The 18,086-nt window shown below is 51.6% G+C and carries 20 protein-coding genes and 1 pseudogene; 6 read left to right on the top strand and 15 right to left on the bottom strand.

What is annotated here, in order from left to right; genetic code table 11:
- Positions 1-3 precede the first annotated feature (3 nt).
- The 4 genes from H8696_RS07260 to H8696_RS07245 all read right to left on the bottom strand — a co-directional run bounded on the left by H8696_RS07260 (position 4) and on the right by H8696_RS07245 (position 3,539).
- Positions 4-867, bottom strand: a complete 864-nt coding sequence (locus H8696_RS07260; RefSeq protein WP_249316257.1) for a sugar phosphate isomerase/epimerase family protein — start codon at positions 865-867, stop codon at positions 4-6.
- Between the two features lie 13 nt (positions 868-880).
- Positions 881-1,747 (bottom strand): sugar phosphate isomerase/epimerase family protein, encoded by an 867-nt coding sequence (locus H8696_RS07255; RefSeq protein ID WP_249316256.1) that lies wholly within the window; start codon positions 1,745-1,747, stop codon positions 881-883.
- 39 nt (positions 1,748-1,786) lie between these two features.
- Positions 1,787-2,644, bottom strand: coding sequence for a sugar phosphate isomerase/epimerase family protein (locus H8696_RS07250; RefSeq protein ID WP_249316255.1), 858 nt, complete (start codon positions 2,642-2,644; stop codon positions 1,787-1,789).
- A gap of 415 nt (positions 2,645-3,059) precedes the next feature.
- On the bottom strand, positions 3,060-3,539 hold the full coding sequence (locus tag H8696_RS07245; protein ID WP_249316254.1) for a superoxide dismutase family protein: 480 nt from the start codon (positions 3,537-3,539) through the stop codon (positions 3,060-3,062).
- Positions 3,540-4,133: 594 nt separating this feature from the next.
- On the opposite strand from H8696_RS07245, the gene H8696_RS07240 reads away from it, so the two are divergent.
- Both H8696_RS07240 and H8696_RS07235 read left to right on the top strand, forming a co-directional pair.
- On the top strand, positions 4,134-5,159 hold the full coding sequence (locus H8696_RS07240; RefSeq protein WP_249316253.1) for a LacI family DNA-binding transcriptional regulator: 1,026 nt from the start codon (positions 4,134-4,136) through the stop codon (positions 5,157-5,159).
- Positions 5,160-5,174: 15 nt separating this feature from the next.
- Positions 5,175-5,549 (top strand): RidA family protein, encoded by a 375-nt coding sequence (locus H8696_RS07235; RefSeq protein WP_249316252.1) that lies wholly within the window; start codon positions 5,175-5,177, stop codon positions 5,547-5,549.
- A gap of 48 nt (positions 5,550-5,597) precedes the next feature.
- Here the strand turns inward: H8696_RS07235 and H8696_RS07230 are convergent, their stop codons facing one another.
- Positions 5,598-6,374: a hypothetical protein gene (locus H8696_RS07230; RefSeq protein ID WP_249316251.1), complete on the bottom strand. Its 777-nt coding sequence runs from the start codon at positions 6,372-6,374 to the stop codon at positions 5,598-5,600.
- 400 nt (positions 6,375-6,774) lie between these two features.
- Here H8696_RS07230 and H8696_RS07225 point away from each other — a divergent pair, with 400 nt between their 5' ends.
- The 3 genes from H8696_RS07225 (at position 6,775) to H8696_RS07215 (ending at position 9,719) form a co-directional block, all read left to right on the top strand.
- Positions 6,775-8,154 (top strand): MATE family efflux transporter, encoded by a 1,380-nt coding sequence (locus tag H8696_RS07225; RefSeq protein WP_249316250.1) that lies wholly within the window; start codon positions 6,775-6,777, stop codon positions 8,152-8,154.
- A 46-nt stretch (positions 8,155-8,200) separates the two neighbouring features.
- Positions 8,201-8,665, top strand: coding sequence for a CarD family transcriptional regulator (locus tag H8696_RS07220; protein ID WP_249316355.1), 465 nt, complete (start codon positions 8,201-8,203; stop codon positions 8,663-8,665).
- Positions 8,666-9,482: 817 nt separating this feature from the next.
- Positions 9,483-9,719 (top strand): hypothetical protein, encoded by a 237-nt coding sequence (locus H8696_RS07215; protein WP_249316249.1) that lies wholly within the window; start codon positions 9,483-9,485, stop codon positions 9,717-9,719.
- Between the two features lie 100 nt (positions 9,720-9,819).
- On the opposite strand, the gene hcp is transcribed toward H8696_RS07215, so the two are convergent.
- The 6 genes and pseudogenes from hcp to H8696_RS07185 form a co-directional block, all read right to left on the bottom strand.
- Positions 9,820-11,472 carry a hydroxylamine reductase gene (gene hcp / locus H8696_RS07210; RefSeq protein ID WP_050005377.1) on the bottom strand — a complete coding sequence of 551 codons (1,653 nt, stop codon included), beginning with the start codon at positions 11,470-11,472 and terminating at the stop codon, positions 9,820-9,822.
- A 32-nt stretch (positions 11,473-11,504) separates the two neighbouring features.
- A complete protein-coding gene (gene rd / locus H8696_RS07205) occupies positions 11,505-11,666 on the bottom strand; it encodes a rubredoxin (protein ID WP_003508637.1) in 162 nt (53 codons plus the stop codon).
- Positions 11,667-11,684: 18 nt separating this feature from the next.
- A pseudogene (locus tag H8696_RS07200) lies at positions 11,685-11,825 on the bottom strand (ferredoxin); the annotation flags it as partial.
- 24 nt (positions 11,826-11,849) lie between these two features.
- Positions 11,850-12,506 (bottom strand): cupin domain-containing protein, encoded by a 657-nt coding sequence (locus H8696_RS07195; RefSeq protein ID WP_249316354.1) that lies wholly within the window; start codon positions 12,504-12,506, stop codon positions 11,850-11,852.
- Between the two features lie 2 nt (positions 12,507-12,508).
- Positions 12,509-13,087, bottom strand: a complete 579-nt coding sequence (locus H8696_RS07190) for a hypothetical protein (protein ID WP_249316248.1) — start codon at positions 13,085-13,087, stop codon at positions 12,509-12,511.
- A gap of 7 nt (positions 13,088-13,094) precedes the next feature.
- Positions 13,095-13,310: a DUF1858 domain-containing protein gene (locus H8696_RS07185; RefSeq protein ID WP_177689951.1), complete on the bottom strand. Its 216-nt coding sequence runs from the start codon at positions 13,308-13,310 to the stop codon at positions 13,095-13,097.
- Between the two features lie 92 nt (positions 13,311-13,402).
- Here H8696_RS07185 and H8696_RS07180 point away from each other — a divergent pair, with 92 nt between their 5' ends.
- Positions 13,403-14,065, top strand: coding sequence for a Crp/Fnr family transcriptional regulator (locus tag H8696_RS07180; RefSeq protein ID WP_249316247.1), 663 nt, complete (start codon positions 13,403-13,405; stop codon positions 14,063-14,065).
- A 59-nt stretch (positions 14,066-14,124) separates the two neighbouring features.
- On the opposite strand, the gene H8696_RS07175 is transcribed toward H8696_RS07180, so the two are convergent.
- The 4 genes from H8696_RS07175 to H8696_RS07160 all read right to left on the bottom strand — a co-directional run bounded on the left by H8696_RS07175 (position 14,125) and on the right by H8696_RS07160 (position 17,826).
- Positions 14,125-15,648, bottom strand: a complete 1,524-nt coding sequence (locus tag H8696_RS07175; RefSeq protein WP_249316246.1) for a DUF438 domain-containing protein — start codon at positions 15,646-15,648, stop codon at positions 14,125-14,127.
- 238 nt (positions 15,649-15,886) lie between these two features.
- Entirely contained in the window at positions 15,887-16,264 is a 378-nt protein-coding gene (locus H8696_RS07170) for a TnpV protein (RefSeq protein ID WP_044910942.1), read from the bottom strand.
- A 286-nt stretch (positions 16,265-16,550) separates the two neighbouring features.
- A complete protein-coding gene (locus tag H8696_RS07165) occupies positions 16,551-17,351 on the bottom strand; it encodes a helix-turn-helix domain-containing protein (RefSeq protein ID WP_249316245.1) in 801 nt (266 codons plus the stop codon).
- A gap of 13 nt (positions 17,352-17,364) precedes the next feature.
- Positions 17,365-17,826 carry a hypothetical protein gene (locus H8696_RS07160; protein ID WP_249316244.1) on the bottom strand — a complete coding sequence of 154 codons (462 nt, stop codon included), beginning with the start codon at positions 17,824-17,826 and terminating at the stop codon, positions 17,365-17,367.
- Positions 17,827-18,086 lie beyond the last annotated feature (260 nt).

Raw genomic sequence — 18,086 nt, 5'->3', positions numbered from 1 at the left:
AAATTAAGCCCATTCAATTCCGCTGTACCTGCGGAAAGCGTCCATGCTCATCTGTACGGATTCCATCTCATCCCGCTGGGTCCAGTCCTGCTCAAGCAGGATGTAAGGCACGCCCACCTGGTTGCCGGCGTCGATGATGGGCTGGATATCCATGATGCCGGTGCCCACCTCGGCGAAGCTCTCCTTTTGCATCACTTCCCGGTAGAGGGAGAGGGGGATGGTTTTTTCGGGGTCGACACAGGTTGCGAAAAGGTTCACCTTGTCGGCATAGGCCTTGGCAATATCCTTTTGATGCAGGAACTTGAGCCGGCTCTTATACTTCCCGATGAGAGCGACGGGATCCATGCCGCCCCGCTGGGCCCAGTAGGTATCCAGCTCAAACCCCACCAGCTCGGGATCCGTATTGGCTAAAAGAATATCCATGACATACTCGCCGTCAAACTTTTGAAATTCATGGAAGTGGCTGTGATAATAGAACATCACGCCGTAGGTTTTGGCTTCCTCGCCCAATTTATTGTAAAGTTCGCATTTGCGGAGAAGATCGTCCTTGTCATCGAAAAATCCGCCGGTGATGCCCACCATCTTGTTGCCGATGGCGGCATGATAGGCGTAAACCTCGCCCATTTTGGTGAGATCCTGCGCCGTGGATACGTGGGCGCCGATCACTTTGACATCATTGTCCGCAAGAAATTTTTGCGCGTCCTCCACGCCAAGACCCAGGCCATAGCTGTTGGCCATGGTGGTCATCGCGGCAAACTGGGCGGTTTCCCAGTACTTGTAACCCATCTTGGCCAGAGCTTTCAGGGTGCCCATGGCGTCCTTGGCCAGGCTTTGCCGCACGGAATAGAGCTGAATGCCAACTTTCATGGTTTGTTCCTCCTTAATCCCACTCGATACCCTTGTACTTCTTAAAGGCGTTCATGCTCATCTGCACGGATTCAAGGTTGGAGTAGTGGCTCCAATCCTGCTCGAGCAAGATGTAGGGCACGCCCAGTTCATTGCCCACATCGATGTAGTCCTGAATGGGCAGAACACCGGTGCCCACCTCTGCAAAGCTGTCGATCCTGCGAGTGACGTCGTAGAGGCTGCCGTCCACGAGACCGTTGGGGTCCACGGCCTTCTCAAACAGATTGAGAGGCTCGTTGGCGTTCTTGCCGAAATCCTTCTGGTGCATCAGGATGAGGCGGTCCCGGGTCTGATAGGCCACCTTCACCGGATCGGCGCCGCCCCGGGCGCACCAGAAATTGTCCAGCTCAAATTTTACCAGCTCGGGATCGGTGAGCTCCAGGATCCAGTCCATGGCAAATTTGCCCTCAAACTTCTGCCACTCCTGATAATGGTTGTGGTAGTAGAAGACCATGCCGCGGCTCTTGGCGATCTCGCCGATCTTGTTGTAGAGCTCGCACTTTTGCTTCAGATCGTCCAGGCCGCTGAAATGGTGGCCGGTGAAGCCCACGTTCTGGTTGCCCAGCTCCTCAAAGTAATCAAGAGCTGCGGGGTAGGTCTCCACGGTTAAGGGATCCACGTGGGTGCCCACAATTTTGACCCCATGATCATCGATGAATTTCTTGGCGTCCTTGGCAGTCATGTTGAGGCCGTAGCGATTGATCATGTCCTTGTCTTTGCCAAAGAAATAGGGTGCGGGCTCCCAATACTTGTAGCCCATCTCGGCGATCTTTTCCAGGGTGCCGATGGCGTCCTCGGCGATAGCATCCCGAACGGAAAACAGCTGAATACCTACTTTCACGGTGTAATCCTCCTCAATATATATTGAATCTAGAGGGGCCTAGGCCCACTCAATGCCGTCGTATTTATGGAAAGCATCCATACTGACCTTGATGGAATCCATCTCGTCCATAGCGGTGAAATCCTGCTCCAGCAGAATATAGGGCACGCCGATCCTGTTGCCGGCGTTGATGATGGCCTGGATGTCCATGATGCCCGTACCCACTTCGGAGAAGCTGGTGGGGCGGCGGGCGAAATGATACACGTCATTGTTCATCTTCACATTGGGATCGAGGCGTTCCTCGAACAGATTGATGGGCTCTCCGGCATCCTCAGGGAAATCCTTTTGATGAAGATTGACCAGGCGATCCTTGTATCGGTCAATCATTTCCACCGGGTCCACACCGCCGCGGGCGGCCCAGTAGGTATCCAGCTGCAGGCCTACCAGCTCGGGATCGGTGAGCTCCGCGATCCAGTCCATGACGTATTTGCCGTCGTATTTCTGAAATTCGTGGAAGTGATTGTGATAGTAGAAGCGCATGCCCTGCTTTTTGGCCATTTCACCGGCCTTGTTGTAGAGCTCGCACTTTTCCTTCAGGTCGTCCATATCGTCGAAAAAGCTGGCGGACAGTCCCACCTTGTCATTGCCGATCTCGGCATGATAATCCAAAAATCCTTGATAGGCGTCCAGATCCAGCGGCCATACATGGGCGCCAATGATCTTGACGTCGTTGTCGGCCAGAAATTTTTTGGCGTCCGCCACTTCAAGGCCGAGACCATAGTTATTGGCCATGGCCAGCGCGGGAACCTGAGCGGTCTCCCAATAGCGGTATCCCATCTTCGCCACCTTTTCCAGGGTGCCGAAAGGATCCTTGGCCAGCGTATTTTTCACGGAATAGAGCTGAATGCCAACTTTCATGTGTGATTCCCCCTCATCGCGTCATCAAAAATCATAAACTTCAATTATTTGAGCATATTTATACGAAATCTATAGCTGCGCCCCGATGGCCGGCCATCCATAATTTCCATTACTTTCATAATATGGACAAGTTGGCCGATCTAGAAGATAAAAGTTTGAAACACATACACAGCCAAGTTCATCCTAGCATACTCGAAAGTTGGGTACAAGGTCACCAAGGCGAAAAAAGGACGAAAAAGCTGAATTTTTAACTGAATTCTATAGAAAACGTTATCTATATTGAGAAGCTTGATTTTTAAGGGGTTTGGGAACCTGCCAAGGATGACAGGAAAGGGGTCGTACATGTAAATGTTCACAATCCTAGAAAAAAAGGAAAAATAAAAAAGCGGCGCAACTGCGCCGCTTGCAAGAAACTTTACTTGATAGTGATGGTGGCGGAAGGCTGGGCGGCCTCCACCACGCCGCAGGCGATCCGAGTGTCGTCATCGAAAGGATGGAAATCATCGTCATCGTCGGTGCTATAAAGGACAACGGTCTGACCGATGACGTCCTGGGGAGTGAAACGGTCCGTGACGAAACACATCTGGGCCTGACCGCCGCTGCAAAGCGCAATGGGGAAGCTCCCCGTATGGGAGGGCTGCGCGGGAACCGTATTGTAACCTCTGTTCGTCCTGAAGGACGCATCCAGATTATCGCATGAAGTGTTACTATAAATATGAAGAGCGCGAAAATCGTCATCGTCACAGGGGACATTCCGCAAATCAGCACAAACCACCGTTCCCTGCTGACTTTCATGGAAGGTGACCGTTCCCTGCACCTCGGGATGGCCGGCAATACCCTCAATTTTGGCGACGGCGCTCATGGCACCTTCGGCTTGGATTGGAAATACGTTCATAAGAACAAAACGCCCCTTTCAAATCATTCTAAATCAATCTATGCGGCATGGAAACAAAGGGTGCTGAGCAGGTCTGTGCCGCTGAATGCGCCATTATTCCAGTTTTTATAGAAAGAATGCCGTTTTCTCATGAAAATTTACGCAAAATCTATTGACTTTCCCAAGAAAGCATGATAACGTTTAACTTATTAGAGACTCCTGACAATCCCCAGCGAGCCTCACAATGATAGACGACAAAAAACCGTCAATAATTTAAAAAACGTTTCCTTGATCGCGATGTTTGGAAAATGGAAATGTATTTTTAGGGATGAATGAATTGGCATAATGCCGACCTTGTATGATCAACAGGGAAAGTAGTTCCTCCATATATTTTGCCCCTGTTTCAGGGGCACTTTTTTTGACTGAATCTTGTTTTAGAACGAACAGGGTCTGGTCAAAATGGTGATGGGGCCAGAGGCGGCAACCCTATAAGTGGCATGAAATATGTCGAATGGCTTCACCGATTGAGGAAATTCAGTTGCCGTTTGTCATAATTCTTGTTATATTAATAACGTTATCACAGCTTTTCAGGACCACAGAAAAGGAGGGCTTCCGATGCCAAATGCGACCATTAAAGATGTAGCAAAACGGGCGGGCGTGTCCATTGCCACGGTATCCAGGGTGGTCAACCAGAACTACAAGGTTGGTCCTGAAGTGCAAAAGCGGGTACGCAAAGCCATCGAAGAGTTGAATTACGTGCCCAACCGGGTGGCGAAAAGCCTGAAGGGTGTGCGCACTTCCATCATCGGCATGCTGGTGAGCAACCTTGGCAACGCGCATTATACCAGCGTAGCCAAAGCGGTGGAGGAAGTCGTCAATAAAGAGGATTATAACATCATTATATGCAGCACCAACGAGGATCCGGAGCGGGAACTTCGTCTTTTGCGCATGTTCGAAGGCCGTCAGGTGGAGGGCATTATCTTGAACACCACCGGCAGCAACAATGAATATATAGCTCGGCTCAGCCACAAGATTCCTATTGTGCTTCTGGAGCGCAAGATCAATGATCCCGGCTTTGTGGGCGATCTGGTGAACACCAATTCTCAGGAAGGCATCAAGATGCTGACCAAGCGGCTGATTGACAGCGGCCACCGGCGGATCGGCCTTGTGTGCGGGCCTAAGGCGGCCAGCACCAGCTGGGAAAGGAGCGCCAGCTTCTTTGAATGTCTGCGGGATTCCGGGATTCCGGTGCCCGATGATCCGGATAAATACCCATATCTTTATAAGGGCAAGTTCTTTGTGGAGGATGGCTACAAGGGCGCCAAGTTCATTATGGAGCGGGAGGATCCGCCCACGGCCATCGTCTTTCTCAACAATACGATGACGCTGGGCGCACTGCGCTATTTCCGCCAGACGGGCATCAAGGTGCCGGGGGATGTCTCCATCGTATGCTATGGCAAGATCGATCAGGATATCCTCTATGTCCAGCCGGAAAACGCCGGCGTGCAGGCCTATACGCTGGGCCAGCAGGCGGGCCGGTTTTTGCTGGAGCGCATCAAGGATCCCAACCTGGACAGCCGGGAAATCGTGATCAGTTATCAATACTACGAAGGCAACAGCATTCGCGAGATTCATCAATAAGGGAAGGTGTTTATTATGAAAAAAGTAATTCAGACCAACAATGCGCCCGCGGCTATTGGACCTTATTCTCAGGGCATCGTGGTGGGAGATCTGGTTTTCGTATCGGGACAAACGCCCATTAATCCTGTCGACGGCAGCATACCGGAGGATGTTGAGGCCCAGGTCCATCAGTGCTTCAAAAATTTAAAGGCGATCCTGGAGGCGGCCGGCTCCTCTTTGGATAAGGCGGTTAAGTGCACCGTATTCATGAAAAATATGGACGATTTCGTCAAGGTGAACGGAATATATCAGCAGTATTTCAACGGTGACTTTCCTACCCGCAGTGCGGTGGAAGTGGCCCGTCTGCCGAAGGATGTTCTGGTGGAGATCGAGGCCATCGCTACGCTTTAAAAGATTAAAAAAGAAAAACGGGTCCGTTCGGACCCGTTTTTTTGGGTTTTAGGCGATCCAGCGGGGCTGGGGACGGGGCGGCCGCGGAGGCGGGCATTTGCACTCACATTTGCAGCTGCATCCACAGTGGCAGCCTTTGCACTGGAAGGCGGTGCCCACGGAAGCGTTCCCGCTGCGGCCCTCACAGACCTGATAGGGAGTTTTAACGGTGACGGTTTTCACCTGATGGATGACCAAAGTGCCGTCCAGGATCACGGTGAAGCAGTTGCCGCAAACGGCCTTGAGGGAGATGGACAGGGACTGAATGGTGGGAACCAGATGGCTCGAACCCATGAAGGAATCGATGGATTCGTCCAGTTCAAGAGGCAGGGCGGACAGCGTCACGAAGCCGCTTCCATTCACATAGTTGCCCTGGCAGTCCTGGGCCAGAAGGGCCACCGGAATCACCAGATCAAAGGTGTATTTGTAGGGGTATTCGTCGTTGCAATCGCAGGGATCCGGTTCCTCGCCCATGGCGATGTTGTCAATGAAGGGCGCGCCCGTGGGAAAGATGCGGGCGTTTTGTATGGAGGAGAGGACGCCTGAGGTGCAGGTGAAGTTGATGGTGGTCTCATAGTCATCCAGGCTCAGCACCTGTTCGCCCAGAGTCTTCTCTTCGAGGGTGCACTGGTATTCAAAGGAATCGGTGTAAAGGGGCTGGGCGTCTGTGTAATTGATTTTGGGAAGGTTGCAGCAGCTGGTGTTGCAGCCGCAGTTGCAGTTGCAGGAACATTTCTTTTCGCAGGGGATGCAGTGGTTATGAACCTTATTGGAACAGCAGATCATTTTGGGGACCTCCTTAATTATGAATTGGGCTATGCTACATGATATGCCGGTGGATGCAGGGGGGTGTATCCGCAAGGATAACTTTTTAGGGCGGCCCCGAAGATAGCCCTCCGGGAGTCTTGACAGCCATCTTTCAGCGCTATATAATCGGACCGTTCCCAGGAAAGGAAAGGGAAAAAATGAACAGTTCCAAAATTTGCATCTTAATCAGCTCCGTACATAGGGTGATGAAACATTGTGCGGAGCGGGATATTTTCATCGACTGAACCGGAGGCCTCCGTGAGGAGGTCCGCTGGGTTATGATCGATGGACCGCGGACGATGTTTCGTCTCGCGGTCTTTTGTTTTAGGCGAAGGACCGGGTCCTTCGCTATTTTTATATTGATTTGGAGGCTGACGATATGAAGTTGACGGAAGGAAGGGTGTCAAGAACCCTATGGCGCTACGCCCTTCCCATTTTAGGGGCCAACATTTTGCAGACCCTTTACAGCATCGCGGATATGGTTGTGGTGGGGCGTATGGTGGGCAGTGCGGGACTTGCGGCGGTGAGCAACGCGGCCATGCTGAGTTTCATCATCGGTTCCATCTGCAGCGGCATCACCGCCGGGGGCTCGGTGCTGGTGGCCCAGTATAAAGGCGCCGAGGACGGCCGGGGACAAGCGGAAACCATCGGTACGCTGTTCATCCTGTCCGCCGCCGCGGCAGCGGCGGTAACCCTGCTGGCGCTGATCGGATATCCCCAGATTTTTAAATGGATGAGCGTACCGGAGGAAGCAATGGGATATGCGCAGGACTATATGCAGATGATTGCCCTTGGGACGGTGTTCGTCTTTGGATACAATGCGGTTTGTTCAGTGATGCGGGGGCTGGGGGACTCCAAGAGCCCGCTCCTTTTTGTAGCCATTGCCACGGCGGTGAACATCCTTTTGGATATCCTTCTGGTGGGACCGCTGGACATGGGCACCCGGGGCGCGGGACTTGCGACGGTGGCCGCCCAGGCCGTATCCTTTGCTGCCGCCGTACCCTACATGAAAAGACGGGATTTTCCCTTCGATTTTCGGCGGCGCAGCTTTAAAATCCGCTGGGATAAGGGGAAAACGATTCTCAGGATCGGACTGCCCACGGCGGTGCAGATGTCGGCGGTCAATCTGTCCTACCTTATCGTCACCGCCATGCTGAATGTCTATGGCGTGACGGTGGCGGCAGCGGCGGGAGCGGGGCTTAAAATCAACACCTACGCCGCGCTGCCCTGCTGGGCCGTGGGGCAGGCGGTGACCACCATGGTGGGCCAAAGCATGGGCGCCGGCAATGGAGCGCGGGCAAGACGAACGGTGTGGACAGGCGTTTGGCTCAGCGAAGCCGTATCCTTGATCATGGTGGCTGCGGTGCAGATCTTTGCCCGGGAGATCCTATCGCTGTTTGGCCTCGATTCCGCGGGAATCGAGGAGGGCGTACGATATCTTCGCATCTGCTGCTCGGTGAATTTCGCGGCCTACGCGGCCATGTACATCTTTGATGCCTTTGCCACCGGCGTGGGGGCATCGCTTTTTGCCATGGCCAACGCCCTGCTTCAGGCGGTGGTTATTCGCTTAAGCCTCAGCTGGCTTCTGGGAACGGTACTTTCCTTCGGGCATCTGGGCATCTATTACAGCGAGGCGCTGTCCCCCATTGTGCCTTGCATTGCGGGCCTCATTTTCCTGAGGACAGGCTGCTGGAACAGAACCCTCATCCCGAGCGGCGGGAACCCCGAATTTGACAAGGGGCCCTTGGGAGAGATATAATTTAACTATCGAAATTGTTTTGAAGGGGGTGGAGCGCTTGTTGCCCGTGGGCAGTAAAATTGCATATCCGATGTACGGCGCCGGCATCGTCGAGGGCGTGGAAGAGAAGGAGATCCTGGGCGAACGCCGGTTGTATTATATACTCAGGTTCAGCATCGATGATTTACAGGTGATGGTACCCGTTACCAATGAACAAAAGGTTGGACTTCGCTGCATTTGCGGCGAGGAAGAACTGGAAGAGGTCCTGCGGCTTCTGCAGGAACCCTGGGAACCCGTCAGTGATAATTGGACCCACCGCTATCGGGAAAATTTTGAACGAATGAAAAGCGGAGTGCTGCTGGATGTGGCACGGGTGTACAAGGAGCTCTGCGGACTGGATCATAAGAAGAGCCTATCCACGGGGGACCGAAAGATGATGGGCACGGCACAGCGCATTTTGGTCAGTGAAATTGCGCTGGTCAAGAATATTCCCTTGGAGGACGCTGAAAAAGTTTTAAGCGATGCCGTTTAGGTCAGTTTACAAGGAACTACACGCAGACCACGAAACGGGGGCTGCTGACAACAAATAAAGGCTGAGTATCAAGCACCGGGAAAGTGCGGGATATTCAGCCTGTTTTGTTGTCAGGGGTTTCCAAAGGGGCTTGCCCCTTGGCACACGACTTTGCTCGCAAAGTGTAGTGTGTTATACGCTCTGTCGGCGTTGCCGTGAAAATGCCGTTGCCGCCGGAGAGGGCAAGGGCATTTGAAGCGGCAGGAAAGCAGGGCTGTGATTGCGTGGCGTGGAGCCGCAAACGCAGGACTGGTTTTATCAGCAGACAGGGCGTATATGAAAGCCCCCGTTCCTCGTCCCACGCCGGACTTCGGGACAAAATGTCCCGAACTTGTGGACACACTCACGAAAAAACAGACGGATTTTTCTCTCAAAATTGAAATGGGCGGGAAGCCGTTTTAGGGCTTTCCCGCCTTGATTACCCTTTAGCAAAGCCGGGCGGGACTGTCAACGGCGGCGCATGAAATGCGCCGTTCATCTTGACCGTTGACTGGCTCGACTGGCTTTGCTATTTCCCCGATAAACTTGAAGTTGTACTTATGCACAGGCAATCAAGCATCCCGTTTAATCAAAGCGGCATCGGAGTCCGGGCAATCACAATGACTGCCAAAACAGCGCCCGCAAACGCTGCTGCGCCGATAACTGCCGCCGTTTTTTTGCTGAGGTTCTTCTTTACTGCCTTACAGATTAGCATGGTGCAAACCACGCAAACAGCCGCAACCGCAAGCGCAATAACCAGCGTCTCCCATAACCATGAAAGTTCGTATAATATCCCGATGTGCAGGCGTTCAAACGGACGTATGACGCCGCTACAGCCCTTGTGGAGCAGTACAACCGCGATCTGGCCGCATGGGAGAGGCAAGTCCACGGAGGGCAGCAGCCCCAGCAGACCCCGCCTGAAAAGGAGAGCATCCGAAAGAAGCTCCGGGATATGGAGGCGGAGGCCAAACGCCGGAACGACGCACGGCGGCAGCAGACACGACCCCGCAGCCATGATTATGACAGAGGACGCTAAGACAGAAGAATACACCGCAGGAGGCTCCTGCGGTTCATACATAGAAACGCCCTGCAAGTTTGAGGCTTGCAGGGCGTCGATATAAACTGAGGGTATGTTTTTATGCTGTCTCTCCGACAAGAAGCTTTAGGTCTTCGTCCACAGTGCCGATACCGGCGATGCCGAAGTTCTCGACCAGAACTTTCGCCACATTGGGAGAGAGGAAGCCCGGAAGCGTCGGGCCGAGATGAATGTTCTTCACGCCGAGGTAAAGAAGAGCGAGAAGCACGATGACCGCCTTTTGCTCATACCACGCAATGTTGAAGGCAATCGGCAGATCGTTGATATCGTCCAGCCCGAAGACTTCCTTCAATTTCAAGGCAATCAGAGCCAGCGAATAAGAGTCATTGCACTGCCCGGCATCAAGTACGCGAGGGATACCACCGATATCGCCCAGAGCAAGCTTGTTGTACTTGTACTTGGCACAGCCTGCGGTCAGAATTACCACATCATTCGGCAGCTTTTTGGCAAACTCGGTATAGTAGTCGCGGCTCTTCATCCTGCCGTCACAACCGCCCATGACAACGAACTTTCGAATCGCTCCGGACTTCACTGCATCGACCACCTTGTCCGCCAGCGCGAATACCTGCTCGTGCGCAAAACCGCCGATGATGCTTCCGGTTTCGATCTCCTGCGGCGGAGCGCAGGTCTTGGCCTGCGCGATGATGTCGGAGAAATCCTTGACAGCGCCGTATTCTCCTTCAATATGGCGGCATCCCGGATAACCTGCGGCACCGGTTGTCCACAGCCTCTCCTTGTAGGAATCCGCAGGCGGCACGATGCAGTTTGTGGTCATGAGGATCGGGCCATTGAAGGTGGCAAACTCCTCCTTCTGCTTCCACCATGCGTTGCCATAGTTGCCTACGAAGTTGTCATACTTCTTGAAGGCCGGATAATAGTGCGCAGGAAGCATCTCGGAATGGGTATAAACATCCACGCCTGTACCTTTGGTCTGCTCCAGAAGCTGCTCCAGATCTTTCAGGTCATGTCCCGAAACCAGAATGCCGGGGTTGTTCCTCACGCCGATATTCACTTCGGTGATTTCCGGATTTCCATAAGCGCCCGTATTCGCCCCGTCAAGAAGCGCCATGCCGTCCACTCCGTATTTTCCCGTCTCCAGTGTGAGAGCCACGAGGTCATCCAAGCCGAGGCTGTCGTCCAGAAGCTTGGCAAGTGCGCTCTGGATAAATGCGTCCACCTCTTCATTATCTTGCATCAGGGCATTGGCGTGCTTGGAATAAGCAGCAAGACCTTTCAGTCCATATGTAATCATTTCGCGCAGGGAACGTACATCCTCGTTCTCCGTCGCAAGAACGCCCACCTCATCCGAATCTGCCTTCGAGTCAAACTCGTTCTCATTTCCGTTCCAGACAGCCGCTTCCGGAAGACCTGTCGGGTCGACAAGTTTCGCACGCAGCTCCTCTTTGACTGCAAGCGTTTCCTTGATGCGTGCGATGATGGCATCACGGTCGAAGTTGGCGTTTGTGATCGTCGCGAAAAGATTGACTGTCACAAGATGATTGACATCTTTGCCAACCTCTTTTCCTTCCTCGCGCAGCATTGTGGTGACACAGGAGAGCCCTTTGGTCACATAGACCAGAAGATCCAGCATTCCGGATAGCTCCGGTCTCTTTCCACATACACCGACCTTTGTGCATCCGGTGCCCCTCGCTGTCTCCTGACACTGATAACAAAACATCTCACATTTCTCCATTGTTTTTTCTCCTTCCCTTTTTGGCAATTCATTTAGTCGACTTTTACAAACATATCTTTTCCCACACCACAGATCGGGCACACCCAATCATCGGGAATGTCTTCAAATGCTGTTCCCGGAGCTATTCCACCTTCCGGATCGCCGATCGCCGGATCGTAGATATATCCGCAGGGCTCACATAGGTACTTGTCCATTTCGTTTTCTCCTTTCATTTAATCAAGAATTCTTCCGTCGCGGGAAATCGTCACAATCTGCCACAGGATGAACTTGCCGCTTGCTTGAAGCGCATTTTTTGCCCCCATTTCGAGGCCTCCGCAGCAGGGCACCTCCATGCGCACGATGGTTACACCCTTGTCAGATCTTCGCTTTCTTCGTTTTTATGATTCTAGGGTCAACAGCAGTGCCATCTTAAACCGCTTGGCTGCCTTGACGCTGTGAATTCCTGCTTTGGCAAAACGGAAATTCTCACCGGCTTTGATGGGATGTTCTTTTCCTTCGTAGCCAATCACGCCCTCGCCATCCAACACGAAGATGAGCGCTTCGCCCGGAGCGGCGTGTTCGGACAATTCGGTGCCCGCATCAAAGGCCATGATAACAAACTTCATCTTGTCGTTATGCACGACATCCATGTTGACGATCTTGCCGTCCTGATAGGGGACAATTTCTGCCAGTCTGAAAACTTCACCCGCCTTGATTGCCTCGTTCATGATATCTCTCCTCCTGATCAAAACTTCTGTATAAACAGCACCTTCCGCTGTTCGTATTCCCATCGGTGTATCCGTTAGGGTTATAATGCTGTCGCTGGTATGGAGGTTCCGCCTAAAGCCGTCTGCCCCGTAAATCTCTATGACGCCTTCCGCCATAATAATCAGTTTGTGATACGGATAAATCTCTGCGCTGATATCCGTATTCCTGGACAAGGAAAAGCAAATGATGTCGTTTGCTCCGTCATGCACGGCTTTGGAGATCGTGCAGCCGGGAATCGCCGGATTGTCCATTGCGATGAAGAATACTTCTCCGACCTTCTCCTTCATCATCATGTTCTTTTGATCGTAAAGCGGGCATCGTCCCGACTGTCAAGCGCAAAAGGAGTGCCCTCCAACATGCCGCGCATCACGCAGTCTCGGAGCTCGTAGTAGATATTCGTCTCTCCGTTCCAGTACTGTGCGTGAATATCCTGCGTCATTTGCCAAGAGACTTCATCATCGGATTCAGTTACGACAGCATTCACTCTGTCACACGGCATACCGTTGACGAAGAAATCTTCAAAGATGCGGAAAACGTCCGTAGCTTTTTCTGCGTCCCTTCCGTTCCTCCGGCCATAGCGAAACGCGACTTTGCTGATTTCCTCCAATCTTTCGGGATGCGTGGTAAGGACAGTCTGGATCAAATCCGCATACCGCGTTTCCGCATCATGAATCTGATCTTGAAGCCAGCCGTGGATATTGCTTTCATCAATGACGTCTTCCAATGCGGGCAGGTCTCTGATGTAAGCAGTACGATCTGAAATCCAGCCGTTCCCGGTAGCCATGGAGGCAATCGCTTTGGTGAGTTCCTCCTGCTTGCCAATCTTGTTATACAGCCAGAAGTGGATTGGTCCTAAAAATGCACTCATGATCCGCTTACTTTCCGCTATCGGCGATTTTATCGTTGATGGCCTTTATGACGCTTTCAGGATCGACGCCATGAACGGCGCAGGCATCCTCAAGACTCTCCGCCTGGGAAGCCGGACAGCCGAGGCAGTGCATACCGATTCCGAGCAGCACCTCCGCCGTTTCCGGGTACTGGTTTACGATTTCACCGATCAAGGTTTTCCTGTTTACAACTGTGGTTTCCATAAGTTTTTCCTCCCTGTTCTTGATTTTCTGCTATGATTATACTATAATCATAGCAACGAGTATGTTGTTGCAACAACGAAAGGACGATTTTTATGAATACTTTTTTTCTGACGAACACGCCGCTGTTTCATGGCATCAGCGAGAACGAAATTTCGGAACTGCTTAGCTGCCTGGGCGCGAAAGAACGCAAATTTAAAAAAGATGAGATAGTTTTCCGAGCGGGATCCTCTATCAGCGAGATTGGGCTTGTGGAATCCGGCAGCGTGAATATCGTCGTCAATTTTTACTGGGGGAACAGCCATATTTTCGGTCATATAGGAAAAGGACAGATTTTTGCAGAAAACTATGCGGCAATTCCCGGCAAGGAGCTGCTCTGTGACGTTGTTGCCTGTGAGGAAACCGAAGTGCTCTTTTTGAGTATGCGGAACATGCTGACTACCTGCCCGAGAGGATGCGCGTTCCATACCCGCATCATCCAGAATATGCTTCGGATCTCCGCACAGAAGAACTTAAATCTCTCTTCCCGTATGATGCATACCGCGTCAAAATCGCTTCGGGAACGCCTGCTTTCTTATCTTTCGGAGCAGGCGCTGGAACACGGAAGCTCGCACTTCACCATCCCCTTTGACCGCCAGCAGCTTGCCGACTATCTAGCCGTAGACCGCAGCGCCATGTCCAATGAGCTGTCCAAGATGCAGAAGGACGGATTGATTACTTACCACAAGAACGAGTTCACGCTAAATGGATCAACATGATTATTAAGCAAAAAGTCTTCTCGCCGACTTAGACGGGAAGACTTTTGTTTTACCCGGCACTACTTGTTTTCGCCAAGAAAAAATGTTTTTGCAAATTCCATATTCTGCACAAGCTCCACCGTACCAAGATACGCTCCGGACTTGTCACGTACTGCCATGTATTTCACCAGCATCGTGCTGCCGCCCTTCTCCATCCAGACAGGCACCTCGTCACGGCGATTGTTCCTGAAATCATCGATGATCTGGCGCACCATCGGCTCGATCTTCGGCGGATGACAGGAGAACACTTCCCGGTCAATGGCCATGCCGGGGCGCTTGAAGACCTTCGGCCCTTCATTGAAGAAGCGGTTGATGTTATCCGCATCCACAAAGGTAATTTCCATTGGGATCGTATTCAAAAGCGCGGTCAGCTGTTCCACGGTCATGTGACCGCCGGGCATGACGATCTCGCCCACCGCATCGAAGACTGCGGAAACCTTTCTGCCCTCCGCAGTCTCCCAGCGTTCCTGTTCCACGCCGAAGCACAGGTCGTAATCCTTCTCGTCGTGGTAGATGCCGTACCATTCCTCCTCTGTGAAGTTCACCGCGCAAATTGGGAACAGGATGTTCTGCTCCTTGTAGATCATTTCCTCGGCCCGGGTCAGCACGGCGTCCAGCCTGGCGCTCCATTCTGCGCTGTGATCGCTTTCTTTTGCAAGCGCCCCAAGCTCATCGCGAATCTCGTCGTCCACCGTCCACATCACATCGGAGGGACCGGAGACGCCGTATCTCACCTTCAGCAGGGGATAGAGCAGATCGCCCTTTTTGGCATAATGGATCGAAAGCTCACGAATCGTCGGGATAAGAGCTTCATCTCTGCCCTCCTTAAATTTTGCGAGCAGATCGGCAAGCGCCGCGTTTTCTTTTGTCAGCGTGTACAGAGGATGTCCGGTGACCCGCTCCATCTCGGCGGCTCGTGCATTCTTATCCGTGTAGTCCTTTTTGGGGAAGGTGTCCCTTTTCGCCAGCTCCTCTTGCGCCTTTTTCCGCAGGAGGGAAGCCTCTACTTCCTTTTCCGCATTGGCGATTTTTTCCTCGGTGGTAGCGCCGTGGAACAGAGCGGAGTGGACGTCACAGAGCTTCTGCACTTCAGACAGCGGTGTTCCCTCTTTCATGAGTTCCTGCTCCGCCTGCATGATCTCCGATGCCTCGACGTCGCTAAACTCACGGACGAAGTCCGCCCGTACAGTCTCCAGTTTTTCGCCTTCGCCCAGCCTTTTCAGATAGGTCTTGAGCTGTTCGGTGCGGCTTGCGGTGGGATTGTTCACATTTATTTTCTCCACACCAGCCTGCGGCGCAGAAGACATATCCGGCATCTCACCGACAAGCTCGAAGCCTTTGCCCATCAAGGTTGTCACGACATCCATCATAGAGATATTCTTCATCTTCGCGCCTTTGGGAATCGTCATGATCTTGCCGACGGAGTGCAGCATGGGCTTTTTAATGATCTCGGTAAAACCGAGCCCTGCCATGATCTCGATCAGCTCAGGGTATTCCTGTGTCAATTCATAGACAGTTTTATTCAAATCAAGCTTCTTTGCCATAGTGATAGACCTCCTTTGTATTTTTCTGTATTTATTATAAACATACTTAGAAGGATTGTATGTTGTTCAAACAACAAAGCAACACATTTTTTCTGGCCACACTCCAAAGCAAAGCTGATTGCAAATTTGGGCGGAGAATATACTCCTACCTATATCTACTTCTGAATAAGCCGTACAATTATTTGTCAAAAGAGATAAGAGTGGCGGGGATTGCTCCCCGCCGCCCGATACCTTTACCTTATATGTAGATCAGATCATGATTAACGATCTCTGTTGCCCTGTCACGGATGTTATTCATCCGCTGTACCCACTGCATTTGATCCTGCGCTTTGAGCTGTTCGGTGACCCCCTCACGTTCGGCCATTTGCTCTGTCAGCAGGAGCATTTGTTCCGTTGCCTGTTCGTTGATGTCGGCAAGGTATGTATTCAGCCTGCCGCTGGTCAGCAGTTCCGTGTAAAGAGCTTTTCGCTCCTGCTTTATGTACCGCAGATGCCGCTGCCCCCAAATGCCAATAGGTTTTTCTTCTTCGGCTGGTACTGTCAAGCATGGAATGTAGTAATCGCCTTGCAGTTCGTACCATAAACCGTTGCTTTCGTTATAAATGGTCTTTTCCATTGTGAAATCCTCCTGTATAATAGTTCCGTTGATGTATTCGCACATATGTCACAGGCTCCCGATTGCCACACCTTGTTATATCCTGTTATGGGTTTTTCTTGCCCTTGCTTTTGCCCTTATGAGCGGCGCGGGCGTTGTAGAAACGGTGTAACATTTAATAAAGGGATTCGGTGAGCAGATTGCGAAAAATCCTTTGTTTGGGGCGGTTTCAGAGGACTTCATTAACGCCCTATAATCAGCGGCAAACGCCTATGATTTCGGGGATTTCAAATTACGATTTATCCCCTTACTTTCTCCCCCGCTGCGGTTTTGGGTTTTTCAGCAAGTCCGACTTCTGCGCAATCCTTTTCAGCCACTTTCTTTCTTCCTCCGACAGCTTCCCATAGTTCAGCTTGAGCCGTTTACAGATAAACGCCATCGCAGCCTGTTCCGGGTCGCTGCCCGGAGTGGACGCTGCTTCTGCGGCTTGCAAAAAATCTTCCAGAGGATTGTCCTCCGGGACGCTGAAAAAATCGTCCTTATGGGCTTCCCGCAGGTCAAGGGCTATGCCGTTTATGTCCTGCTGTATTACATAGCGGCAAAAGCTGTCATCGTCAATATGGGCGGCGATAAGCTGCCTTAGCTGCGGGTCGGACAAGCCGGGATTGTGCTGCTTCATAATGGTTTCGCTCATAATATCCACAATGGCATTTGCGCTCTGTACCTGCTTGACTGCCGTTCCGTTCACATAGATTTCAAGGTCAGCCATGAGCCGGGGGAAATCCGGGTGTACCGCCAGTTCACACAAGAGGGAATTATCCACCAGCCCGCTTTTCAACAGTTCAATCATATCATCACTCACACGCAGGTCTGCAAGATCGGCGTTTGGGTGATTTTTTGTTTCGGACAGCCCCAGCAGGTAATCGGCGGTCACGCTGTAAAACTTCGCCAGCTTGATAAGGGCATAGTGGCTGATGTCCTTAAAATCCTCCGCTTCATAACTGCCCAGCGCAGACTTGGAGAGGTGGGTCTGCTCCGCAAGCTGTTCTAGCGTCAGCCCACGCTCTACACGCAGGTCTTTTAGGCGCTCTTGAATGGTTAAAGCCATATTTTGTTCCTCATTATATTGCCGTTATCATATTTTCTAACTTAAATCTTTCGAGCTGCGGAATGTTCTTGGCAGAAATATTTAGGCCATATTCTGGTTTCGACTTTTTACCCTCGTATGAATGGTAAACAAAAGTATTACTACTGTCGTTATCCCATGTGGTCGCAGGAATTAAATATTCTATGGGGTATTCGCCATCATTTAGCAAAAGCAAGAACAAGTAAAGTGATTGGTCTGAAATATCAAAATATTCCTCCCGCATAAAAACATAGCCTGTTCCTTTGCGAATGGCTTTAACTTGAAACTTCAAAAATCCTCTCTTGCTTTCTGCAATAAAATCTATTCCATGGTCATCAACCTCGGAAGTATAAATGCTCACTCCATAAGAGGCTAATGACATTTTTGCGTAGTATTCACAGAACGTCCCCAGCTTTTGCCGGGTGAGGTCACTTCTTGACCAATTTAGGTTATACATTTCATTTCCACCTCCTGCTACATTTCTCTTTTTCATTCTACCACAATTCCGAGAGCGTGGAAATAGGCAGTTTTTTTGGCGGATTTCCTACCTCTTGGATATACGGGACGAACGGTCATTTAGGTGTAGACTTAGGGTAGTTCATCGATGGACAGCACCTTGAAAACCGAATGACCGTCCGAAAAGAAATACCCCGGCCGGGGAAGCACCGCAAGGAGACGGACTTCTGGACACTTTGTCCAGAGGTCACTTCGGGACAA

The sequence above is a fragment of the Gehongia tenuis genome (assembly GCF_014384795.1).
Classification (GTDB): Bacteria; Bacillota; Clostridia; order Christensenellales; family NSJ-53; genus Gehongia; species Gehongia tenuis.
The sequence above is the reverse complement of the archived record's forward strand: the minus strand, read 5'-3'. Positions and strand labels throughout refer to the sequence as shown.

What these genes read in the sequence shown, in the direction of transcription:
- H8696_RS07160 (WP_249316244.1), bottom strand. Translation starts at nt 17,826, where the DNA reads ATGTATAACCTAAATTGGTCAAGAAGTGACCTCACCCGGCAAAAGCTG.
- H8696_RS07250 (WP_249316255.1), bottom strand. Translation starts at nt 2,644, where the DNA reads ATGAAAGTTGGCATTCAGCTCTATTCCGTGAAAAATACGCTGGCCAAG.
- H8696_RS07260 (WP_249316257.1), bottom strand. Translation starts at nt 867, where the DNA reads ATGAAAGTTGGCATTCAGCTCTATTCCGTGCGGCAAAGCCTGGCCAAG.
- hcp (WP_050005377.1), bottom strand. Translation starts at nt 11,472, where the DNA reads ATGGAGAAATGTGAGATGTTTTGTTATCAGTGTCAGGAGACAGCGAGG.
- H8696_RS07195 (WP_249316354.1), bottom strand. Translation starts at nt 12,506, where the DNA reads ATGAAGGAGAAGGTCGGAGAAGTATTCTTCATCGCAATGGACAATCCG.
- rd (WP_003508637.1), bottom strand. Translation starts at nt 11,666, where the DNA reads ATGGACAAGTACCTATGTGAGCCCTGCGGATATATCTACGATCCGGCG.
- H8696_RS07240 (WP_249316253.1), top strand. Translation starts at nt 4,134, where the DNA reads ATGCCAAATGCGACCATTAAAGATGTAGCAAAACGGGCGGGCGTGTCC.
- H8696_RS07230 (WP_249316251.1), bottom strand. Translation starts at nt 6,374, where the DNA reads ATGATCTGCTGTTCCAATAAGGTTCATAACCACTGCATCCCCTGCGAA.
- H8696_RS07180 (WP_249316247.1), top strand. Translation starts at nt 13,403, where the DNA reads ATGAATACTTTTTTTCTGACGAACACGCCGCTGTTTCATGGCATCAGC.
- H8696_RS07245 (WP_249316254.1), bottom strand. Translation starts at nt 3,539, where the DNA reads ATGAACGTATTTCCAATCCAAGCCGAAGGTGCCATGAGCGCCGTCGCC.
- H8696_RS07235 (WP_249316252.1), top strand. Translation starts at nt 5,175, where the DNA reads ATGAAAAAAGTAATTCAGACCAACAATGCGCCCGCGGCTATTGGACCT.
- H8696_RS07170 (WP_044910942.1), bottom strand. Translation starts at nt 16,264, where the DNA reads ATGGAAAAGACCATTTATAACGAAAGCAACGGTTTATGGTACGAACTG.
- H8696_RS07165 (WP_249316245.1), bottom strand. Translation starts at nt 17,351, where the DNA reads ATGGCTTTAACCATTCAAGAGCGCCTAAAAGACCTGCGTGTAGAGCGT.
- H8696_RS07225 (WP_249316250.1), top strand. Translation starts at nt 6,775, where the DNA reads ATGAAGTTGACGGAAGGAAGGGTGTCAAGAACCCTATGGCGCTACGCC.
- H8696_RS07175 (WP_249316246.1), bottom strand. Translation starts at nt 15,648, where the DNA reads ATGGCAAAGAAGCTTGATTTGAATAAAACTGTCTATGAATTGACACAG.
- H8696_RS07185 (WP_177689951.1), bottom strand. Translation starts at nt 13,310, where the DNA reads ATGGAAACCACAGTTGTAAACAGGAAAACCTTGATCGGTGAAATCGTA.
- H8696_RS07190 (WP_249316248.1), bottom strand. Translation starts at nt 13,087, where the DNA reads ATGAGTGCATTTTTAGGACCAATCCACTTCTGGCTGTATAACAAGATT.